This is a genomic window from Bacillus sp. KS1, from assembly GCF_020075515.1.
Lineage (GTDB): Bacteria > Bacillota > Bacilli > Bacillales > Bacillaceae > Bacillus > Bacillus velezensis.
The window spans coordinates 1-17,395 of sequence record NZ_JACAWW010000015.1 but is presented as its reverse complement, the minus strand read 5'-3'; the positions used below and the strand labels follow the sequence as shown (position 1 = coordinate 17,395).

The window sequence follows — 17,395 nt, the reverse complement described above, 5'->3', positions numbered from 1 at the left end:
GGGAAAGGATATGCAGATTGAAGAAAACGGACTTAAAAAAGAGATCGGACTTACCATCGCCCTCTCACTTGTTATCGGCACCATCATCGGTTCCGGCGTCTTTATGAAACCAGGCGCCGTGCTTGCCTACTCCGGTGATGCGAAAACCGCGCTTATCGCGTGGCTGTTAGGAGGCATTTTGACGCTTGCCGGCGGCTTGACCGTTGCGGAAATCGGCACTCAGATCCCGAAAACGGGCGGACTTTATACATATCTCGAAGAAGTGTACGGCGAATTTTGGGGCTTTTTGTGCGGATGGGTTCAAATTATCATTTACGGCCCTGCGATTATCGGAGCAATCGGCTTGTATTTCGGCTCTTTGATGGCGCACTTGTTCAATTGGGATTCCGGCTGGTCTAAATTAATCGGGATTTCAGCCGTTTTGTTTTTAAGCATCATTAACATTATCGGAACGAAATATGGCGGCATCGTACAAGGAATTACGACTGTCGGCAAATTGATTCCGATTATCTGCATGATCGTGTTCGGCCTTTGGAAAGGCGATCAGCATATTTTCACAGCCGTTACAAGCAGCATGTCGGACATGAATTTCGGCGCTGCCATACTGGCCACCTTGTTTGCTTATGACGGATGGATTCTGCTTGCGGCACTCGGCGGCGAAATGAAAAATCCGGAAAAGCTGCTCCCGAAAGCGATGACAGGCGGACTCTTGGTCGTCACCGCCATTTATCTTTTCATTAACTTTGCGCTGCTGCACATTCTTCCTGCGACCGACATCGTTAAACTCGGTGAAAATGCGACCGGCACCGCTGCCGGAATGCTGTTTGGCGACATCGGGGGAAAATTGATCAGCGTCGGAATCATCGTCAGCATCTTCGGCTGTTTAAACGGAAAGATTCTCGCTTTTCCGCGTGTCTCGTTTGCGATGGCGGAACGGAAACAGCTGCCGTTTGCCGGACAGATTTCGCGGGTGCATCCGACGTTCCGCACCCCGTGGATTGCCGTGTCATTTCAGATCGCGCTGGCCATTATTTTTATGATCGCCAGCAATCCCGATAAGCTGTCTGAAATCTCTATTTTCATGATTTATATTTTTTACGTCATGGCCTTTTTCGCCGTGTTTATCCTCAGAAAAAAAAGCGGCGGAAAACCGCGCGCCTACAGCGTGCCTTTGTATCCGATCATTCCTGTTTTGGCCATCGCGGGTTCACTGTTTGTGCTGATCAGCACGATCATTACAGATACACTGAGCTGCGCGCTGTCCCTCTTGATCGGCCTCGCCGGGCTGCCGCTTTATTTTTGGCTGAAAAACGGCAGAAAAAACTGATAAAAACGGTTCCTTTTACGGGAGCCGTTTTTTTTCTGGCAAAATCACGTGCAAAAGTTGACAGCAAATTCACATCTTTTGTTATACTTTTTAAGCAAGATGTCTGAATTCGAAGTATGTTACGTTTTTTTGGCGAAGTGGGTAACATAAGAAAAACAGGATGAGACACGTTTTTTCGAAAAAATCAAGAGGCGTTTTTTTCGACTTTATCTGTTTTTTTTCGACAAAAGGCTATATAATAATTTGATGTGTGCATTGTCTCATTCAAACAATGGAGGGTTTTTAATGATAAAAAGAAAAAAAGATAAGTTCTCACTCCTTTTAACAGAAATCGCAAAAAATATAGACGAAACCGCAGAATACTTTGTCAACTTTAAAGTGACGAACCAGACGACTTTAAAGGAATTTGCCGATACGTTAAAAGAGTTTGAAACAAAAGGAGATAATCATGTTCATGTCATGATTAAAGAGCTGAACAAAGCTTTTATCACTCCCATTGAACGTGAAGACATCCTGGAGCTGACAAACAGCCTCGATGACGTGCTTGACGGAATCGAACATTTTTCAGCAATGATGGAGATTTTCTCGATCACTTCTTCCGATGAGCATATCGATAAGTTCAGCGGATACATCAGAGAGTGTGCGAAGGAAATTTTAATCACGATTGAGCTGCTTGCAGAAAACCGATTGAAGGACATTCACCCTCACGCCATTAAAATTAAGGAATACGAGCACAGCTGTGATAACCTGCACCGTAAATCATTAAAAAATCTGTTCGGCACAGAAACCGATCCGATTAAAGTGATTCAGTACCGCGAGATTTACGAAACGCTTGAGGAAATTGCCGACTCTTGCCAAAGCGTTGCCAATAACCTTGAAACCATTATTATGAAAAACGCGTAACGAGGGGTTATAATGGATACTCTATTACTTTTAACGATATTAATTGTCATATGCGCTTTGGTATTTGATTTCATTAACGGATTTCACGATACCGCAAACGCAATCGCCACCTCAGTTTCGACAAAAGCGCTGAAGCCGCGGCACGCAATCGTCATGGCCGCCATCATGAACTTTCTCGGAGCGATGACATTTACCGGTGTGGCGAAAACCATTACAAAGGACATTGTGAATCCTTATACATTAGACAATGGGTCAGTTGTCATTCTTGCGGCTCTACTCGCCGCAATCGCCTGGAACTTGGTCACATGGTATTTCGGCATTCCGAGCAGTTCTTCACATGCGATTATCGGAGCGATCGCCGGAGCGGCCATTGCAGCGTCAGGTTTTGCGACGCTTAATTATAAAGGGTTCATTAAAATTATCGAAGCACTTATCTTATCGCCGATCATCGCCTTTGTTCTCGGCTTTATCGTATATTCGATCGTGAAGCTGATTTTTAAAGACAGCAATCTGGCGAAAACAAATAAACGCTTCCGCAGAGTGCAGATTTTGACGGCTGCCATTCAGTCCTATACACACGGAACGAACGACGCGCAAAAAGCGATGGGTATCATTACGATGGCGCTTATGACGGCCAATTTACATAAAAGTGATGCCATTCCTTTTTGGGTGCAGCTCTCTTGTGCCCTGGCAATGGGTCTCGGCACATCCATCGGCGGCTGGAAAATCATTAAAACCGTCGGCGGAAAAATTATGAAAATCCGTCCGGTAAACGGCGTATCTGCCGACTTAACCGGCGCAGCCATTATTTTCGGGGCCACGTTTATTCATCTCCCTGTCAGCACGACGCACGTCATTTCGTCTTCCATTCTCGGTGTGGGCGCTTCCCACCGCGTAAAAGGCGTGAACTGGGGAACGGCTAAACGGATGCTCATTACATGGGTCATCACCCTGCCGATTGCAGGTACACTCGGCGCCATCGCCTTTTTCATCCTAGATCTCTTTTTCTGATGACATCCGCTTCTTTACAGAAGCGGTTTTTTTTGTGACAGGAAAATGATGTCATGACATAGAATGAACATAGCAGACCATTTTTCAAATTGTGAGGGATGCTCATGCTTTTGTTTTTTCAGATCATGGTGTGGACGATGGCGGCCGCACTCATTTTATATGTGTACGCATCCTGGCGGTATGAGGCAAAGGTAAAAGAAAAAATGTTTGCCATCCGTAAAACGTGGTATTTACTATTTGTACTGGGCTCCATGGTCTATTGGACATATGATCCTGAATCGCTCTTTGCCGCATGGAGACAATATTTGATTGTTGCCGTCTGCTTTGCCCTTATTGATGCGTTTATCTTTTTGAGCGCGTATATCAAAAAGCTCGCCGGCAATGAATTAGAGACGGATACGCGGGAAATTTTAGAAGAAAATAACGAAATGCTTCACTCCTATCTTGAAAAACTGAAAACCTATCAATATCTGTTGAAAAATGAACCGATCCATGTATATTATGGAAGTACAGAAGCTTATGCGGAAGGCATCAGCAGACTGCTGGCCGCTTATGCCGAAAAAATGAATGTCACGGCTTCCTTGTGCGACTATTCCGCACAATCGGATAAGGACCGCTTGACGGAGCATATGCCTGATGCGGCAGACGTTCAGTCCCGTCTTAACCGTAAAGACGTCTACTATGATCAAAAAGGCAGGCTTGTGCTTATTCCGTTTACAGTCCAGAACCGCCATTACGTGATCAAACTCACGTCGGAGAACCTGTTGACGGAATTCGATTATTTGCTTTTCACATCGCTAACGAGCATTTATGATTTAATGCTGCCAATAGAAGAGGAAGGTGACGGTTAAATGGAGCAGGCATTTCAAAACGGGCAGCCGGAACAAAGAGCGAAACCGTTCAAAATGTTTAAAAAACGTTCAATGACAAGTATCGCAAGTTACCAGGTCAGCCCTCATACCGCCAGAATTTTCAAAGAAAACGAGCGGCTGATTGACAAGTATAAACAAAAAAAAGCTTGATTACACTAAGGACAGGAGACACGGCTCTTGTCCTTATTCCTTTTTTCCTTATCTTTCATATAATAAAACCAACAAAGAGATGCGACAGGTGATGATGTGAAGAAAATTGTCAGGCGCGTAAAGTTTGTGGATTACGGACGCTTCGGGCTTTCCGCTTATTCGCTGAGGATGCGGGCGAGGAATCTCGGGCTATTGAACCGGTTAAAAAAGAAAAAAGGCTGAATCCCGCAATATGAACGGGACTCAGCCTTTTTTGTTAAAGCTGCATCAGAATTTTCGCTTTTACAGCGGGGCCGTAGACGCCGTCAGACGTCAGTCCGTTTACAGATTGGAAGCGGGCCACGGCATCTGCGGTTTTCGGACCGTAGATACCGTCAATTCCGTTATTGACAGCTCCTTTTTCAGGATAGAAATAAAGCGCGGCGAGCGCGTTTTGCACCTGGTATACCTTTTCGCCGGACGTGTACGGCTCTGTCAGCTGAATCACCTCGTCCGGAAGAGAATACAGTGCTTCAACCGGCGGGCTGACGATCAGTACTTGTCCGACTTTAATCAGGTTCGGGTCAGCGATGTTATTCCATTTCTGCAGATCGGCCACGCTGACGCCGAATTTCCGCGCGATCGCCGACAGCGTATCTCCTTTTTGAACGGTATACGTCTGTCTTTCCCCAGAACCGATTCCCGCTTTAAACTCATCCCATGTATCCAACAGTCTTCTCGGACAAAGCTTTCCTGACCAATGCTTGTGCGCAACGACATTTGCAAGCGGGATGCCGTGCGACGTCATTAATGTGCGGATGAGCCATTGGGCGTTTGCCACGGCCTGTGAAAAGTTGCCGTCTGCGTTTTCACAAATTTCAATACCGATGGATTTACGGTTGCCATCCCCGTTTCCGTCACCGGCATGCCAGCCGTTTTCGTTCAGCGGAAGATGCTGATAAATTTCCGTATCATCGACTGTGAAATGCCAGCTTGTCGGTGTATCGGGATTTTTCACATAACTTGCGTGACTTTTGGCGTTAGCTCCGACTGCGGTATTGGCTGTATTGTGCACCGTAATGTAAATCGGTGTCATTGCATAGCCTGGGCGGTTATTGTTTCCTGCCGGGATAAAATCCTGTGTGATTTTTACCATATTCTCATCTCTCCTATTTCGATAAGTTGTTTATTTTTAATAAAGCCTGCTGTTTTTTCCCTTTTGCTGTAACGTAATTGTTTTTAAACCAGGCGGCGGCAGTCGTTATGATTGTAAAAACGGCCGACCCGGCGGCATACAGCGTATCTGCAAGCTGGCTGACCTGGTCCTCCTGAATATTCAGCGGCGATTTGCCGAACATCAGCAAAGTTTGATTCAATAAAGCAAGCAAAAGAAGCACCGTCCTGACGACCGTGCCTTTGTCCGCGAGTTTCATATCGGTTTCCCCCTTACTTTTGCAACAGATTGTACATGATGGCGATGGCTCCGCCAATGACGCCCGTGCAGATTGCTGTCACGATCGCTCCTGTAATGGTCCGCTTAATCCATGTTGTGTTTTCGTCAATTTTGTTCAGTTTTTCATTCAGCGTCATGATTTGCTGATCCTGCCGGTCGGATACCCGCTCTAATGCGGCCACCCGCTGTTCAAGCACCTTTTGTTCACCTTTGATGCCTGCGAATTCTTTTTGCACCGCTTGTTCATCCAGAAGCACTTCCGCTCCCCCCTCTTACATTGTTCTCACCTCCCTTCGGAAGTTTCATTCTTAAGAAAATGCCGTGCCTTTGACAGAAAGGCTCCCGCCGGAAATGCTTTTGATTTCCATGATGATTTCCTTAAAACCGGCAATATCAAATGACCACACTTCTTCTGTGCCTGACGTACCGGCGGCTGATGTTCCGTCTTCAGACCTGATTCCTCTGATCGGCACATTTTTTCCCGAGATGGATCTCCCCCAAAACGCGACATGGCCCGACTCAGCCGTGCCGGTGATTTCGACGAGAAGTTTTTTCCAAGCGCCCGCCGAGAAGATGCTTCCCTCGCCCGCCTCTTCTGCATTTTCATGAAAAATCACGTCTGTATATGAAAACGCCATATCACCGCCTGTACCGACAGATTGGTATAAAACAAATTCGGACTGCTTTTGATTTCCATTTTCAAAACGGAATCGGTAATATCGTTTTGTCAGGCTGACCCACCCTGAAGCGGTCAGCACTCCGCCTTTGACTGCGAGAGAATGTGAAGCCGTCCACGAATTGTTATCCTCGCTCTCTTCAATAAAAAGAGTTCCGCTGCGGTCCGAATAAGCCCACCCCTGTGCTCTGTCTATTAAGACGGCTCCTAAACGGTCTTGTCCGAATTGGCTGTAAACTTCAATCGCTTCTAGCGGCGTATTGGTAAGAAGCTCTGCCATTCCGGACAAATCAGCAACCGGTGTGACATAATCGTTTTTGTTACCGCGATAAGCTTTTACTGCGCCGGGTCTGCCAAGTTGATCGGCGGGAAATTCAAATGAATGCTTTTTCATCGGCCGTCCTCCTTTTCTCATTTATTAAAAATGACAAATAAAAAAAGCCGTTTGGCTTATGACACAGCATTTTTATAATTTTCATATGTTTCACCCGTTATTTCTTGAAATTCCTCAGGCGTGATATATTTCGCGGCCACACCTTCAGCCAGATCTTCGGCAGAGCAGTCATCATAGCCCATAGCCTGTTTTACCATTTCTATTGAGGCCCACTTATAAAACAAAGCGTAAACCCAAAAGTTAAGTCTCTTCATTTTTTCATTCTCCTTTTACGTTTAATAATTCTAATTTTAAAGACGCTAATTGCCTACCGAGTGACTGCTGCGCTTGTTCGGCTGCTTTTCTGGCCAATTTCTCATTCGCCAGCTGTCCCCCGAGGCCTGCAAGCTGGTTTGAATCGGGCGCCGTATCTTTTTTTAAGCTGTCTTTATATGCTTCGTCAGCCGTTTCCACCCATTCTTGTTTCTCTTCATCAAAAAATGGGCGCCACATGCCTTCGCCGTTTATTTCCGGCGGAACGTCCGCAGCGTTAGCCGGCATCAAATAATCTCCTGTCTCAGAATCCGGATAAAGCTCAATCGGAGTGCCTGTATAAATGTTGTCATTGTCATACGGAAATATTAATTTCATATTCTCGCTCCTTTACGTGAGTGCCAAAACAAGGTCAATATAATAGCCGTTCACATTATTTTCTATATTGGCCATAATTCCCGTCAGCTTCATATCTCCATTAGAATAAATAATAAATTTGCTGTAACCGGTGGTGCCGCTGGCTGCAACCATCGTTACAACGCCTTTGGCCGGCGCACAAGAGGATGGCACACTCCCGAATACCACTTCTCTGTCCGTAAGAACGTGTCCGTTCAGGTGAAGGGTGTTTCCCACTTTGCGGTATTGAAGCGGCCTGTCTCCTGATTTAGCGCCATTTTTATAAGGAACATTTATCCAAGGTACATTCTCAGTATCAAGTTCAGTAACGAGGCGACGCCAGCCCTGCCAGCCCAAGTTCAAATCCAAATAGTTCGTGAACATATTATTTTTATAATCAACGGCAATGACATACCCAAACGTTCCCTTTCCCTCACTGTCAAGAGAGGTAAAATGAAACATGCCGCGGGTCGAAGCATTGCTCGGACTGTTTGCCGCTTTGCCGGTTGAATAAAAGGTGCCGAACGCCCTGCCGTTTTTAACGATTTTTTCAAGAAAGTTATCATCATCACCAATTGTAAGAAGATAGCCGCCGTTATCGTTTGTTATTTTCGAAAGCTGTGCGCCGTTCCACATATTTTTATCCGCCTGTGTGACATGGATGTCTTTTTTATTGGCGTGAGCGTCTACTTTTGCTTGAGAGCCTGCATCTGTTTCTCTTTGGCTCCACTCCGACCAAACGCCTTTGGTGCTGAAACTTCGGACGTATATGGGATTTCCGGCGGTCGCTGTGTCTATAAACATTTGGACAAAAGTCGGTGATGCTCCGCGGGTTCTTTGCATTACAATTAATTGTCCGTATTCCGCAGGCTTATTTTCCGTATGCTGAACCGATATATAGTAGATGCCGGACGTTTTTATATTGTCTAAGTTTGTTTCCGTTACCGTTTTAGCATTCCCGTCATTGTCAGTCAGATTGAATAACTGCCCTGCATTCCATTTGTCTTTGTCAGACTTGGTTACATGAAGATCTGTTTTGTCGGCATGCTCATTTACTTTTGCTTGTGCTCCGGCAGCTGTTTCAAATGGCATCCATTCCGTCCAGATGCCGTTTTTCAGCGTTTTTCTCCAAAATCCCCCGTCATCTGAGAAAGCGGCCGCCTCTCCGTTATTCTTTGAAGAATAAAGGTATATACCCTCTGACGGTTTAGGCGGGGTATTTACTCCAGTTGCAGCTGCTGAGAAAGTAAAGGTCTTATTCTGGCTGGCAGCGGTCTGATGAAAATCCTGTCCGTCAGAGATATCAATAAAAGCGGAGCCATTATCTTTTGTCATTTTAGACAATTGCCCGTTATTCCACTTCTGGCGCTCTTCCTTCGTCACATGCCGGTCCAGATCTTGATTGTGCCGGTCAAAATCTTTTTTTGCTGCCTGCTGGACATTGTCCACGTTTCCGAGGCCGATTTGCGCCTTTGTCGTTTTGTGCGGGTTGTTCATGTCGTTTTTATGGGCCGCCAGATCCGTGTGGGCGTCTTTTATGCCTTTTTCCCAGCGGTTGACGTCATCTTCATTAATCGGATCGTCCGGAAGCCAGTCTGTTTTTTCTTCGTAAGCCATCGTTACACCACCTCAAAGGTAAATCTTAAATCAAGCGTTCTGTTATTGTTGAGATCTAAATTTGTTTTTCGTTCTGTGATGACGCTTCCTGTTTCGTCAAGCATCTGCACGGTTTCAATGTGTTTGATGTCTTCTTCCCTGCGTGTGAGAACGGTGACTGCGGCATCTTTTACGGAAATGTCCGCAATCGGAGTTTCTTTGCCGTTTAACAGCACTTTTGTGATCCTGCTTTTCAGATCGGCTGCGGCACGCTGTCTGTAAGCGGCTGATATCATGGTAAGACCACCTCGTTATTGTTGAGTGTGACGGAATAACCGACCTTCAGTTCACTGACTTTTCGGTATCTCCGATTGTTGAGAATGACCCGGTCTTTGATTTCCAGTGTTTCGTTTAATGCGGCTCTCAGTGTATACGCCAAATGAGCGGGTTTGATTTTTTCAAGCGTTTCAATCAGCTCGTTCATGTGCTGCAGGTCATCAAGCCCGATATCGGCATAAAAACGATACTGCCCCGGAAACATCCGAACGTAAGCTGACGGATGTTTTAAAAAACGGTTTAGCGCCTGCTCGATCGCTTGATGTGTGATGGGCGGAATATTCGACATCTTGGAAATCAGCCTGAGCCGTCTCATATCCTCCGTGTCACCTGATTCCCGCGGTATTTTTAATATTTTTTCCCAGCGGTCTAGCCCCCACGTCGCCGTCGTGATAAAGAGCTGATCTGTCAAATCGAAAATATCGTTATTCTGCCGCTCAAACTCAGGAGCTTCCGCCTCAAGCAGTTGTGCCATCTCCTTTAATCGGGTTAAAAACGGCGGGAGGTACGCCGTCATCTCATCGAGTCTGCTCAAGGATTGTCACCTCTTTGAGTTTAGGAATTTCCACATCACTGAGCACGAGGTTTTCCGCCGCACCGTTCATTTTGATATCGGCATAGTCACTGACGGATGCCGAGTTATAAACAATGTTGTTAATTTGTGATAAACGGACGGTGTTTTCTTCGAAGGCCATTTTCTTAAATAAATTCAGGACGCCTTTTTCAATCTCCGCTTTTACGTCATCGATCGAGCTGTTCAGCTCAGGCAGCACGGAAGCGGAGATTTCGATTTCCTTCCATACGGCGCTTTCCACCGTTACTGCCGCTCCGATCGGCGCCTGTCCTTCTCCCTGCCCTTCGTCCGGATCAATATAATCCTTTACTTTTTTGATCAGAATATCTGATGCCGGTTCCAAATTCGCATTTGTGATGACAACCTTCACCGTTCCGGCTCCGTTCCAAAGCGGAAAGATTTTTGCCCTGCCGACGCCGTCAACCTCTTCGGCCCATTGTTTATAGTGCTGTTTATTTGCGCTGACTGCTTCCCGGCGGACACGGGTAAAATAGCGCGCCCTTAAGCTGTTGTCATCTTCTTCCTCACGGCCGGGAATTAATATATCGCGCATGACTGCTTTCTCAAGCCCGGGTATCGTATCAAGCGGCAGCATGTTCTGCCCTGAAATGCCGGCATTGCCAGCTTCACCGGCTGTTTCACATTCAAGCGTTCCATCCCCCGTATATTGAAAATACAGGTTATCAACGAAGAAACGGGAGCCTGGCGGAATGGTGATGCCCGCTGTGAATTCTCCGGCTCTGACCGCTTTTGTGGCAGGTGTTCGTTCAATTCCCGCTTCAGCAGCACGCCTGTCCAGAAATTCTCCCTGAGCCGTATCGGAGAACACGAGCTCCAGCACGGTATCAAGCCAAATATAAGACTTTGCGAGCTCAGCGGCCGCAGGCGCGAGCGCATTGTAAATGACGCTGCCTTCTCTCGTATCAATATCCGCCGTAACGCGCGCCAGCATTCTGTCCATAATGTCGTCAAACGTCTGAGCTTCAAACATCCTCACCCAGCACCTCCTCTATCTCAAGCATGCCCTCATCAGTTTCAACGGTAAAAGAGACGATGAAGGCATCATCTTTTTTCTCAATCTCAAAATTGGTAACGGCCAAAATACGGTCATCATACAGCAAGGCTTCTTCTATCAGTCTTGGGATCTCCATTTTTTTATAAGCATCCGTCGTGTTCTGATCTGAAAGCACTTCCTGAAGTTCGTTTCCGATATCATGGCTGAAAACCGAATATGAATACCGTTCTGTGTGAAGAGCGATATAGACGAATTGTCTGATTGCGTCCAGTCCGTTTATCAGTTCATTGGTAATCCGGTTGTTTTCAAAATCAATTCGGTAGGTTTGTGAAGTCTCAACGGCCTCACTCGCATCCTCCAAATCTTCAAATTCGATTTCCGGTGTCAGGGCCATTGCACCCGCTCCTTTTAGATTTGTTCATGTAAAAAAGCCCTCTTCGGCAGATGAAGCGGCTTTAATAGGCTGATATTCTCGTACATCTCCGTCCGGATGCCGGTTAAATTTTGTCCAGTATAAAGAAAGACTGTCCTCCTGTTAAAGCGGCGGTCATCACCCGATCTCCCGCCTGGAGCTGATCATCTTCTCCGGATCTCAGCCGCTTCGGCACAATGAGTGCATCAGACGGAATCAAAAGTTTGTCGTGATCTTTCAGTTTCAGCTCGAGCGGCGAAACGGAGGTCACTTCGGCCGGCATCAGCTCCACCGGCGCTTCGGCGTCAATCGCTCCGACGGCTAAATGTTTAATGGCATCACTTAATCTCATCAGGATGTCCCCTCCGGCAGTGAATTTTTCTCCGTGACGTCAATCGTCATGGTATGTTTTGTTCCTTGGAATTCATGGCGGTCCGTATCTACATAATAGGTTTTCTTCAGCCCGATTTCCGGAATTGAAATATAGACAGGCAACCCGCTTTCCAACCCAGGAATACCGATCGCCTGTATATTTTTCAGCTCTTTCTTAACGCCTTTTTTCTCAGCCTGCTTCACTTTTGCGCGCTGTTTCAGCTGGGCTTCATTAATGTCGTCAGAAACCGTTTCGGTATACTGCAAAACGCCGAATGTTTTCATGCCCGCGCTGTCTGAGGCGGAAGCCTTTATCGTTTTATTGTCTTTTTGCAGCCGCATGACGACACGGGTTGCGGTGTCATCAATTGAGGTGCTGTATTGATACCCTGTAATATTAACTCCTGTTTCCAGCACCCATATGTCAGACGGCTCCGGCCATTCACGCAAGCCGAGCCTGCCTTTTTCTGAATAGAGCTGATAATTGCGCCCCGTCTGGCTTTTTGTCTGCTTTAACGCTTTTATCATCATATCGTAAAGGCTTGTATCATTTTTAAAAACGAGTGATTTAATGGTATGGCCTGTGTTGGCAATGGATGTGACGGGAATTTGAAAATCGCTGGCGATCCTTTTTAATATTTGATCGGCGCGCTTGTTGGAAAACACGTAAACGTCCTGGTTTTTCACAAGGTATTGAAGCATATCGTATGCGGTGAAGGCGACGGTATGCTCATCAGGCGTTCTTGCAAAAACAACGCCGCGGAACAGTTCTTTTCCGTTCCATTTGAACAAAACCGTATCCCCTTCTGATACGCCGTAATACGTCTGGCTGCCCTGCTTTACAACAATCGTCGCTTCGATGGAGCGGGGCGCCTGATATCTGTGTCCTTCCAGCGTTACGCTTTCTGTGACAAGCTCGATCCACTCCGTTTCTTTTATGACAAATAGTTCAATCATCTTTTCACCCGTTTCATTGCGGTATCTTCAGCTTCTGCCCCGGGAAGATCCAATGCCCCGGCTGCCGGATATTCCGTTTGCTGCGCTTAATCATGGCGGTTTTATTCGCGTTCCAGATTTTCCGCCACTCCGTGTGTTTTCCGTAAAACTTGCCGGCGATGTCCCAAAGCGTATCCCCTTTTTTGACGGTATATGTTTTGGGTGAAGCTTTGGACGGGCGCTTCGCTTTCGTTTTTTTCTTTTGTTTGATTTTTCTTGGCGAAGCGGTTTTATATTCTTTCAGTACGATATCAAAATTCCGGTCGCCGATTTCATTGTCACCTTCGCTGTAATTAAAGCTTTCAATGCTGCATGTGACATTGATTTTTGTCCCTGTAATCAAAAACTGAACGGGTTTTTTCGCTTTCATCCATGCTTCAATGGCTGAAATGGCTTTTTCCGGCGAAGGGATGCTTTGATATTCGGCAATCGGGCTGTACCGTTTCGGAAAAAAAGAAGAGAACGAAATTTCTTTCGCTCCCGGTTCTTCGATAAACGTCACCTCTCCAAGTCCGGTGACTTTCACGGAATCATTCTGCACGCTGTTTGCGATATCAATCGCTTCAGGAAGAACGGGAAGCCGGAGCTTGTCCTTCCCCTGAGACAGCCAAAATTCGTAAACAGATTTAGTCAAAAGCAACAGCCCCCTTTGCTCCGGTATAAATGTCTTTTTGCAGTTCATCAATCAGCGCCTGTTTGATTTTGGCGGCGAGGCCGTCGGCGTCCTGTCCGTTATGGAAATGCTGATCGCCGCTGAATTCGATTTTAATTTCTTTTGTTCCCGTTTTTTGAACGGTTTGGCCGCCGCCTTTAACGGCTGCGGAAACCGTGCCGGCTGAAAGCGCCGCCGATTCCGTCTGGGACGGATCGGACACTTCCATGCCGAGCGCTTGAGCCGCTTTTTGCAGCAGATAACGGCCCCGGATGCCCCGCTCTTCAGGGATGATCCACTCTCGTTTGTTCCCTTCGCCGACACGGGCGATCTGCTCCTTGGTAATCAGACCCCCATTGGCATAACCGACATAAGGGCCTCCATGAGCCATACTTTTAATCCCGGGGACATTGCTGATCGAGCCGTATCGGCTTTTAATATAGCCGATAGCGGCAGCGGCGTTGTGAATTGGATTTCTGATATCATTCATGCCCGGCGCTTTGTGATCTTCAAAGGTGCTTGGAATCGTCTGCATAAGCCCCTGTGACGGGTGTCCGGCTTTGGCGTTGCTGTCCCATAGATTAATGGAATTAGGGTTGCCGCCTGACTCATGCTGTGCGATCGTCATTAATCCCGGAAGCCAGCTGATCGGCGTATTGGTTGCTTTCATTGCGGCCAAAAGCCACTCTTTGACGCTTCCTCCCGCTGCACCCATGCCGGAAAAGGCTGCTGCAAGCGAGCCTGCCTGTTTTTCGGCGTATTTTTTTACGTCAACTGAGCTGAGCCCTTTGACGACGCCGACTGAAGCAAAGCGTCCGAGACTCATCATGACACGGGAAGGAGAGTGAATATCAAGCTCTTCCCTGAATGCGTCCTCGACTTTTTTGGCCATATCTTTGGCCGCCTGTTTGACTTCGCTTCCTTTTGCAGTCATCCCTGATACGAAGTGTCCGATCAGGCCTGACCCCCAGCCGTTCGCGGAATCTCTTGATTGCACAAACGGTTTATTGATATGTGTGCTTACGTATTGCGACGTTCCCGTATCTTTTGCATTCTGTCCGGCCGAATATCCTTTCACCGTTGCGGCGCCCCATGATGACGATTGGTTAACCGCCGATTGATAAGGTGTTTTCACCTTTGTTTTTAAAAATGAATCGGTGCCCGTCGGCGAAGTATTCTGACCTTTGGCATAGCCCGCAACGACTTGCTTTCCGTAACCGGATGAAGACGAAATGAGGGCATTGAACGGCGTTCCGATGTTTTTTTCCTTCCAGCCGTCCATATCCACCGCTTTTTCGCTGATTCCGCTGTCAAAGCCTTCAGTAAACTGTTTGCCGAGTGATGAAGCCGTCCCGGCAAATCCGGAAGAATCCACAGACGCTGCGGCCGACACAGATGCAGAAGAAGAAACACTGCCCGTTCCCGCCGGAACAGCAGAAGACTGAGCCGAAGCCGCGCCCATATCATCGACAACACGCATGCCGAGCTTAGACGCAGCTTGTGAAAGCAGCATCTTTCCGCGTCCGCGATTGTTGTCGACGGGGATGACAAATTCTTTACCGGCTTCACCAATCCAGGAAATGGTCGGCTTTGTAATGTAGCCGCCTGTGGCGTTTTTGTCTGGTTTTTTCTTTTTATCTCCGCCGCCTCCTGTGACAAAGTTCATTATGCCTGAAATCATTTTGCCGCCGGTTTTATCCCAAATCTTTTTCACCCAGTCGAATGCTGCAGAAAAAGCATCTGATATGGCCGTTCCCACTTTTACAAGAGGTTCTTTTATATGTTTCTCAAACCAGCCGCTTAACCCTTTCCATATACCCTTTACCGTATCTAAAGCAGTCTGGAAAGCATCTGATATTCCTTTACCGACATTTTTCACCATGTCTTTCACCGGATTCCAGACAATATCCATGAACCAGCCGGAAACCGTACTGAAAACGGATTTAATTTTATCCCAAGCTCCTGTGATTTTACTCCAAATGGACGTCGCTACTCCGACGACAGCCGATTTTACGGGCCCCCACACCGTGCTCATAAACCAGCCGGATACTGTGCTGAAGACACCCTGAATCGTCGTCCACGCATTCACGATATTTGACCAGATGCTGGTTGCCACTCCGACGACAGCCGATGAAACCGGCGTCCATACATTCTCCATGAACCAGGATGACACCGTGCTGAAAATCCCTTGAATCGTTGTCCACGCATTCACGATATTTGACCAGATGCTTGTCGCCACTCCGACGACAGCTGATGAAACCGGCGTCCATACATTTTCCATGAACCAGGATGAAACGCTTCCCCAAGTATCTTGTATTGTTGTCCAAGCACTTTGCGCCGCTTTGGAAATATCATTCCACGTGTCTTTCAAAGCTCCTGAATCAAAGGCCTCTCCCAAGCTGGAACCGCCTAAACTGCCGGCGATGCCGCCTACCGCGCCGCCGATTAATGTGCCCACTCCGGGAACAACGCTGCCGATTGCCGCTCCGGCCGCGGCTCCGGCAAGACCGCCGCCTGCTGAGCCGACCTTCTCTCCTGCATTATCTTTATTGATGCCGGCTAAATCAGTGAGTGATAACAATTCACCTATGCCGGGAATTCCTTTAGCGGCACCTTTTAACCCTTTCATACCGCCTTTTAGCGCCTTTGAATCTCCCAAGCCTTTCAAAAGCGCGCCGATGCCTTTACCTGCCCCTTTTGTTTTCGGCGTATTTACGGATGCCTGTTTGCTTCCCTTTGCGGATGAACCTCGTTTTGAAGATTTATTCCGCTCTTCGACTTTACTGCTTTTGCCCCTCGTCACTCCGGTACAGCAGCAGCAGCCCCCCAAAGCCCCGCCGGTTTTTTTGGCTGACTTTCCTGAAGATTTTGGCGCTGTTACCGTGCGCTGCGGACCCTTTGTCAGATCAGGACGCTTCGGGCTGTTGCCCTTACTCTTTTCTTTTTTCGTGCCGCCTCCTAATAATCCGCCGATATTGAGTTTGCCTAATTTTTCAGCGATTCCTGAAAATATTTTTTCTATTAATTCCCCGGCTTTTTCGATGATTTTGTCCGGGCTGAATTTCTCAAATTTCTTTGCAATCTTGCTGACAATTTTATCAACAAATGCCTCGGCTTTTTCGATGATCGCATCAGGACTGAATTTGCCGAACTTTTTATCAATGCCTCCGAACAGTGAGGATGTAAACTGCTCCACTTTTTCCAAAATCTTATCGGGATTGAGAAAATCACATTTCTCAGAAATTCGGTCGATCGTGTCATTTACAAATTGTTCGGCGCGGTCGATTAGCTTATCAGGACTGAATTTACCGACAACGTCGTCGACTTTCTTCATAAACGAATCAGTAAAATGATCCAGCTCTTTCAATATGGCCTCCGGACTGAATTTGCTGACAACGTCATCTATCTTTTTCATAAATGAATCAGTGAATTTATCCAGTTCTGATAATATCGTCTCAGGGCTGAACTTACTCGCGATTTCGTCCACTTTTCCCATGAATGAGCTCGTGAACTTGTCCAGCTCGGCTAATATCGTCTCAGGGCTGAACTTACTCGCGATTTCGTCCACTTTTCCCATGAATGAGCTCGTGAACTTGTCCAGCTCTGCTAAAATCGTCTCCGGGCTGAATTTGCTTGCGATCTCGTCCACTTTTCCCATGAATGAGGTCGTGAACTTGTCCAGCTCGGCTAAAATCGTCTCAGGGCTGAATTTGCTCGCGATTTCATCCACTTTTCCCATGAATGAGGTCGTGAACTTGTCCAGTTCGGCTAATATCGTTGCAGGGCTGAACTTGCTTGCGATTTCGTCTACTTTCCCCATGAATGAGGTCGTGAACTTGTCCAGTTCGGCTAATATCGTTGCAGGACTGAATTTGCTTACGATTTCGTCCACTTTCCCCATGAATGAAGTCGTGAACTTGTCCAGTTCAGTTAAAATCGTTGCAGGGCTGAACTTGCTTGCGATTTCGTCTACTTTCCCCATGAATGAGGTCGTGAACTTGTCCAGTTCGGCTAATATCGTTGCAGGAC

General features: G+C 47.0%; 21 protein-coding genes. 6 read left to right on the top strand and 15 right to left on the bottom strand.

The features are described 5' to 3' along the window. Positions 1 to 10 precede the first annotated feature (10 nt). From HWY38_RS07580 to HWY38_RS07555, 6 genes are all read left to right on the top strand, one after another. The gene (locus HWY38_RS07580) at positions 11 to 1,327 is read left to right on the top strand and encodes an APC family permease (protein WP_224181585.1); all 1,317 of its coding nucleotides are present in this window, start codon (positions 11 to 13) and stop codon (positions 1,325 to 1,327) included. Between the two features lie 285 nt (positions 1,328 to 1,612). Next, positions 1,613 to 2,230, top strand: coding sequence for a DUF47 domain-containing protein (locus tag HWY38_RS07575; protein WP_003154804.1), 618 nt, complete (start codon positions 1,613 to 1,615; stop codon positions 2,228 to 2,230). A gap of 12 nt (positions 2,231 to 2,242) precedes the next feature. Then, entirely contained in the window at positions 2,243 to 3,241 is a 999-nt protein-coding gene (locus HWY38_RS07570) for an inorganic phosphate transporter (RefSeq protein ID WP_007610840.1), read from the top strand. A 104-nt stretch (positions 3,242 to 3,345) separates the two neighbouring features. Continuing rightward, on the top strand, positions 3,346 to 4,092 hold the full coding sequence (locus tag HWY38_RS07565; RefSeq protein ID WP_007407256.1) for a type II toxin-antitoxin system SpoIISA family toxin: 747 nt from the start codon (positions 3,346 to 3,348) through the stop codon (positions 4,090 to 4,092). After that, positions 4,093 to 4,263: a type II toxin-antitoxin system SpoIISB family antitoxin gene (locus HWY38_RS07560; protein ID WP_003154807.1), complete on the top strand. Its 171-nt coding sequence runs from the start codon at positions 4,093 to 4,095 to the stop codon at positions 4,261 to 4,263. It begins immediately after the preceding gene. Between the two features lie 96 nt (positions 4,264 to 4,359). Further along, positions 4,360 to 4,485 carry a hypothetical protein gene (locus HWY38_RS07555; protein WP_003154809.1) on the top strand — a complete coding sequence of 42 codons (126 nt, stop codon included), beginning with the start codon at positions 4,360 to 4,362 and terminating at the stop codon, positions 4,483 to 4,485. A 34-nt stretch (positions 4,486 to 4,519) separates the two neighbouring features. Here the strand turns inward: HWY38_RS07555 and HWY38_RS07550 are convergent, their stop codons facing one another. The 15 genes from HWY38_RS07550 to HWY38_RS07480 form a co-directional block, all read right to left on the bottom strand. Beyond that, positions 4,520 to 5,398, bottom strand: coding sequence for an N-acetylmuramoyl-L-alanine amidase (locus tag HWY38_RS07550; RefSeq protein WP_007407257.1), 879 nt, complete (start codon positions 5,396 to 5,398; stop codon positions 4,520 to 4,522). A gap of 13 nt (positions 5,399 to 5,411) precedes the next feature. Continuing rightward, on the bottom strand, positions 5,412 to 5,675 hold the full coding sequence (locus HWY38_RS07545) for a phage holin (RefSeq protein ID WP_224181584.1): 264 nt from the start codon (positions 5,673 to 5,675) through the stop codon (positions 5,412 to 5,414). 13 nt (positions 5,676 to 5,688) lie between these two features. Then, a complete protein-coding gene (locus tag HWY38_RS07540; protein WP_003154815.1) occupies positions 5,689 to 5,952 on the bottom strand; it encodes a hemolysin XhlA family protein in 264 nt (87 codons plus the stop codon). A 51-nt stretch (positions 5,953 to 6,003) separates the two neighbouring features. Then, positions 6,004 to 6,765 carry a phage portal protein gene (locus HWY38_RS07535; protein ID WP_224181583.1) on the bottom strand — a complete coding sequence of 254 codons (762 nt, stop codon included), beginning with the start codon at positions 6,763 to 6,765 and terminating at the stop codon, positions 6,004 to 6,006. A 56-nt stretch (positions 6,766 to 6,821) separates the two neighbouring features. Further along, on the bottom strand, positions 6,822 to 7,019 hold the full coding sequence (locus tag HWY38_RS07530; RefSeq protein WP_007610833.1) for an XkdX family protein: 198 nt from the start codon (positions 7,017 to 7,019) through the stop codon (positions 6,822 to 6,824). Positions 7,020 to 7,023: 4 nt separating this feature from the next. Further along, positions 7,024 to 7,395 (bottom strand): XkdW family protein, encoded by a 372-nt coding sequence (locus tag HWY38_RS07525; RefSeq protein ID WP_224181582.1) that lies wholly within the window; start codon positions 7,393 to 7,395, stop codon positions 7,024 to 7,026. A 12-nt stretch (positions 7,396 to 7,407) separates the two neighbouring features. Beyond that, positions 7,408 to 9,030: a pyocin knob domain-containing protein gene (locus HWY38_RS07520; protein WP_174737428.1), complete on the bottom strand. Its 1,623-nt coding sequence runs from the start codon at positions 9,028 to 9,030 to the stop codon at positions 7,408 to 7,410. Positions 9,031 to 9,032: 2 nt separating this feature from the next. After that, positions 9,033 to 9,305: a hypothetical protein gene (locus tag HWY38_RS07515; protein WP_224181581.1), complete on the bottom strand. Its 273-nt coding sequence runs from the start codon at positions 9,303 to 9,305 to the stop codon at positions 9,033 to 9,035. Continuing rightward, on the bottom strand, positions 9,302 to 9,880 hold the full coding sequence (locus HWY38_RS07510; protein WP_007407262.1) for a YmfQ family protein: 579 nt from the start codon (positions 9,878 to 9,880) through the stop codon (positions 9,302 to 9,304). The genes HWY38_RS07515 and HWY38_RS07510 overlap by 4 nt, the downstream gene beginning before the upstream one ends. After that, a complete protein-coding gene (locus tag HWY38_RS07505) occupies positions 9,864 to 10,910 on the bottom strand; it encodes a baseplate J/gp47 family protein (protein WP_007610819.1) in 1,047 nt (348 codons plus the stop codon). The genes HWY38_RS07510 and HWY38_RS07505 overlap by 17 nt, the downstream gene beginning before the upstream one ends. Further along, positions 10,903 to 11,328 (bottom strand): DUF2634 domain-containing protein, encoded by a 426-nt coding sequence (locus HWY38_RS07500; RefSeq protein WP_003154825.1) that lies wholly within the window; start codon positions 11,326 to 11,328, stop codon positions 10,903 to 10,905. The genes HWY38_RS07505 and HWY38_RS07500 overlap by 8 nt, the downstream gene beginning before the upstream one ends. Before the next feature lie 103 nt (positions 11,329 to 11,431). After that, positions 11,432 to 11,698 (bottom strand): DUF2577 family protein, encoded by a 267-nt coding sequence (locus tag HWY38_RS07495; protein ID WP_224181580.1) that lies wholly within the window; start codon positions 11,696 to 11,698, stop codon positions 11,432 to 11,434. Continuing rightward, the gene (locus HWY38_RS07490) at positions 11,698 to 12,675 is read right to left on the bottom strand and encodes a phage portal protein (protein ID WP_224181579.1); all 978 of its coding nucleotides are present in this window, start codon (positions 12,673 to 12,675) and stop codon (positions 11,698 to 11,700) included. Before HWY38_RS07490 ends, HWY38_RS07495 begins: the two co-directional genes overlap by 1 nt. Positions 12,676 to 12,688: 13 nt before the next feature. Continuing rightward, positions 12,689 to 13,348, bottom strand: coding sequence for a LysM peptidoglycan-binding domain-containing protein (locus HWY38_RS07485; protein ID WP_007610816.1), 660 nt, complete (start codon positions 13,346 to 13,348; stop codon positions 12,689 to 12,691). Then, positions 13,341 to 17,395: transglycosylase SLT domain-containing protein (locus tag HWY38_RS07480; protein WP_263433293.1), on the bottom strand; the 4,055-nt coding region annotated here is incomplete at its 5' end. The genes HWY38_RS07485 and HWY38_RS07480, both read right to left, overlap by 8 nt.

Excerpts from the sequence above, each read along its gene's own strand:
- HWY38_RS07580 (WP_224181585.1), top strand. The coding sequence starts at position 11 with ATGCAGATTGAAGAAAACGGACTTAAAAAAGAGATCGGACTTACCATC.
- HWY38_RS07575 (WP_003154804.1), top strand. The coding sequence starts at position 1,613 with ATGATAAAAAGAAAAAAAGATAAGTTCTCACTCCTTTTAACAGAAATC.
- HWY38_RS07570 (WP_007610840.1), top strand. The coding sequence starts at position 2,243 with ATGGATACTCTATTACTTTTAACGATATTAATTGTCATATGCGCTTTG.
- HWY38_RS07565 (WP_007407256.1), top strand. The coding sequence starts at position 3,346 with ATGCTTTTGTTTTTTCAGATCATGGTGTGGACGATGGCGGCCGCACTC.
- HWY38_RS07560 (WP_003154807.1), top strand. The coding sequence starts at position 4,093 with ATGGAGCAGGCATTTCAAAACGGGCAGCCGGAACAAAGAGCGAAACCG.
- HWY38_RS07550 (WP_007407257.1), bottom strand. The coding sequence starts at position 5,398 with ATGGTAAAAATCACACAGGATTTTATCCCGGCAGGAAACAATAACCGC.
- HWY38_RS07545 (WP_224181584.1), bottom strand. The coding sequence starts at position 5,675 with ATGAAACTCGCGGACAAAGGCACGGTCGTCAGGACGGTGCTTCTTTTG.
- HWY38_RS07535 (WP_224181583.1), bottom strand. The coding sequence starts at position 6,765 with ATGAAAAAGCATTCATTTGAATTTCCCGCCGATCAACTTGGCAGACCC.
- HWY38_RS07530 (WP_007610833.1), bottom strand. The coding sequence starts at position 7,019 with ATGAAGAGACTTAACTTTTGGGTTTACGCTTTGTTTTATAAGTGGGCC.
- HWY38_RS07525 (WP_224181582.1), bottom strand. The coding sequence starts at position 7,395 with ATGAAATTAATATTTCCGTATGACAATGACAACATTTATACAGGCACT.
- HWY38_RS07520 (WP_174737428.1), bottom strand. The coding sequence starts at position 9,030 with ATGGCTTACGAAGAAAAAACAGACTGGCTTCCGGACGATCCGATTAAT.
- HWY38_RS07515 (WP_224181581.1), bottom strand. The coding sequence starts at position 9,305 with ATGATATCAGCCGCTTACAGACAGCGTGCCGCAGCCGATCTGAAAAGC.
- HWY38_RS07505 (WP_007610819.1), bottom strand. The coding sequence starts at position 10,910 with ATGTTTGAAGCTCAGACGTTTGACGACATTATGGACAGAATGCTGGCG.
- HWY38_RS07500 (WP_003154825.1), bottom strand. The coding sequence starts at position 11,328 with ATGGCCCTGACACCGGAAATCGAATTTGAAGATTTGGAGGATGCGAGT.
- HWY38_RS07495 (WP_224181580.1), bottom strand. The coding sequence starts at position 11,698 with ATGAGATTAAGTGATGCCATTAAACATTTAGCCGTCGGAGCGATTGAC.
- HWY38_RS07490 (WP_224181579.1), bottom strand. The coding sequence starts at position 12,675 with ATGATTGAACTATTTGTCATAAAAGAAACGGAGTGGATCGAGCTTGTC.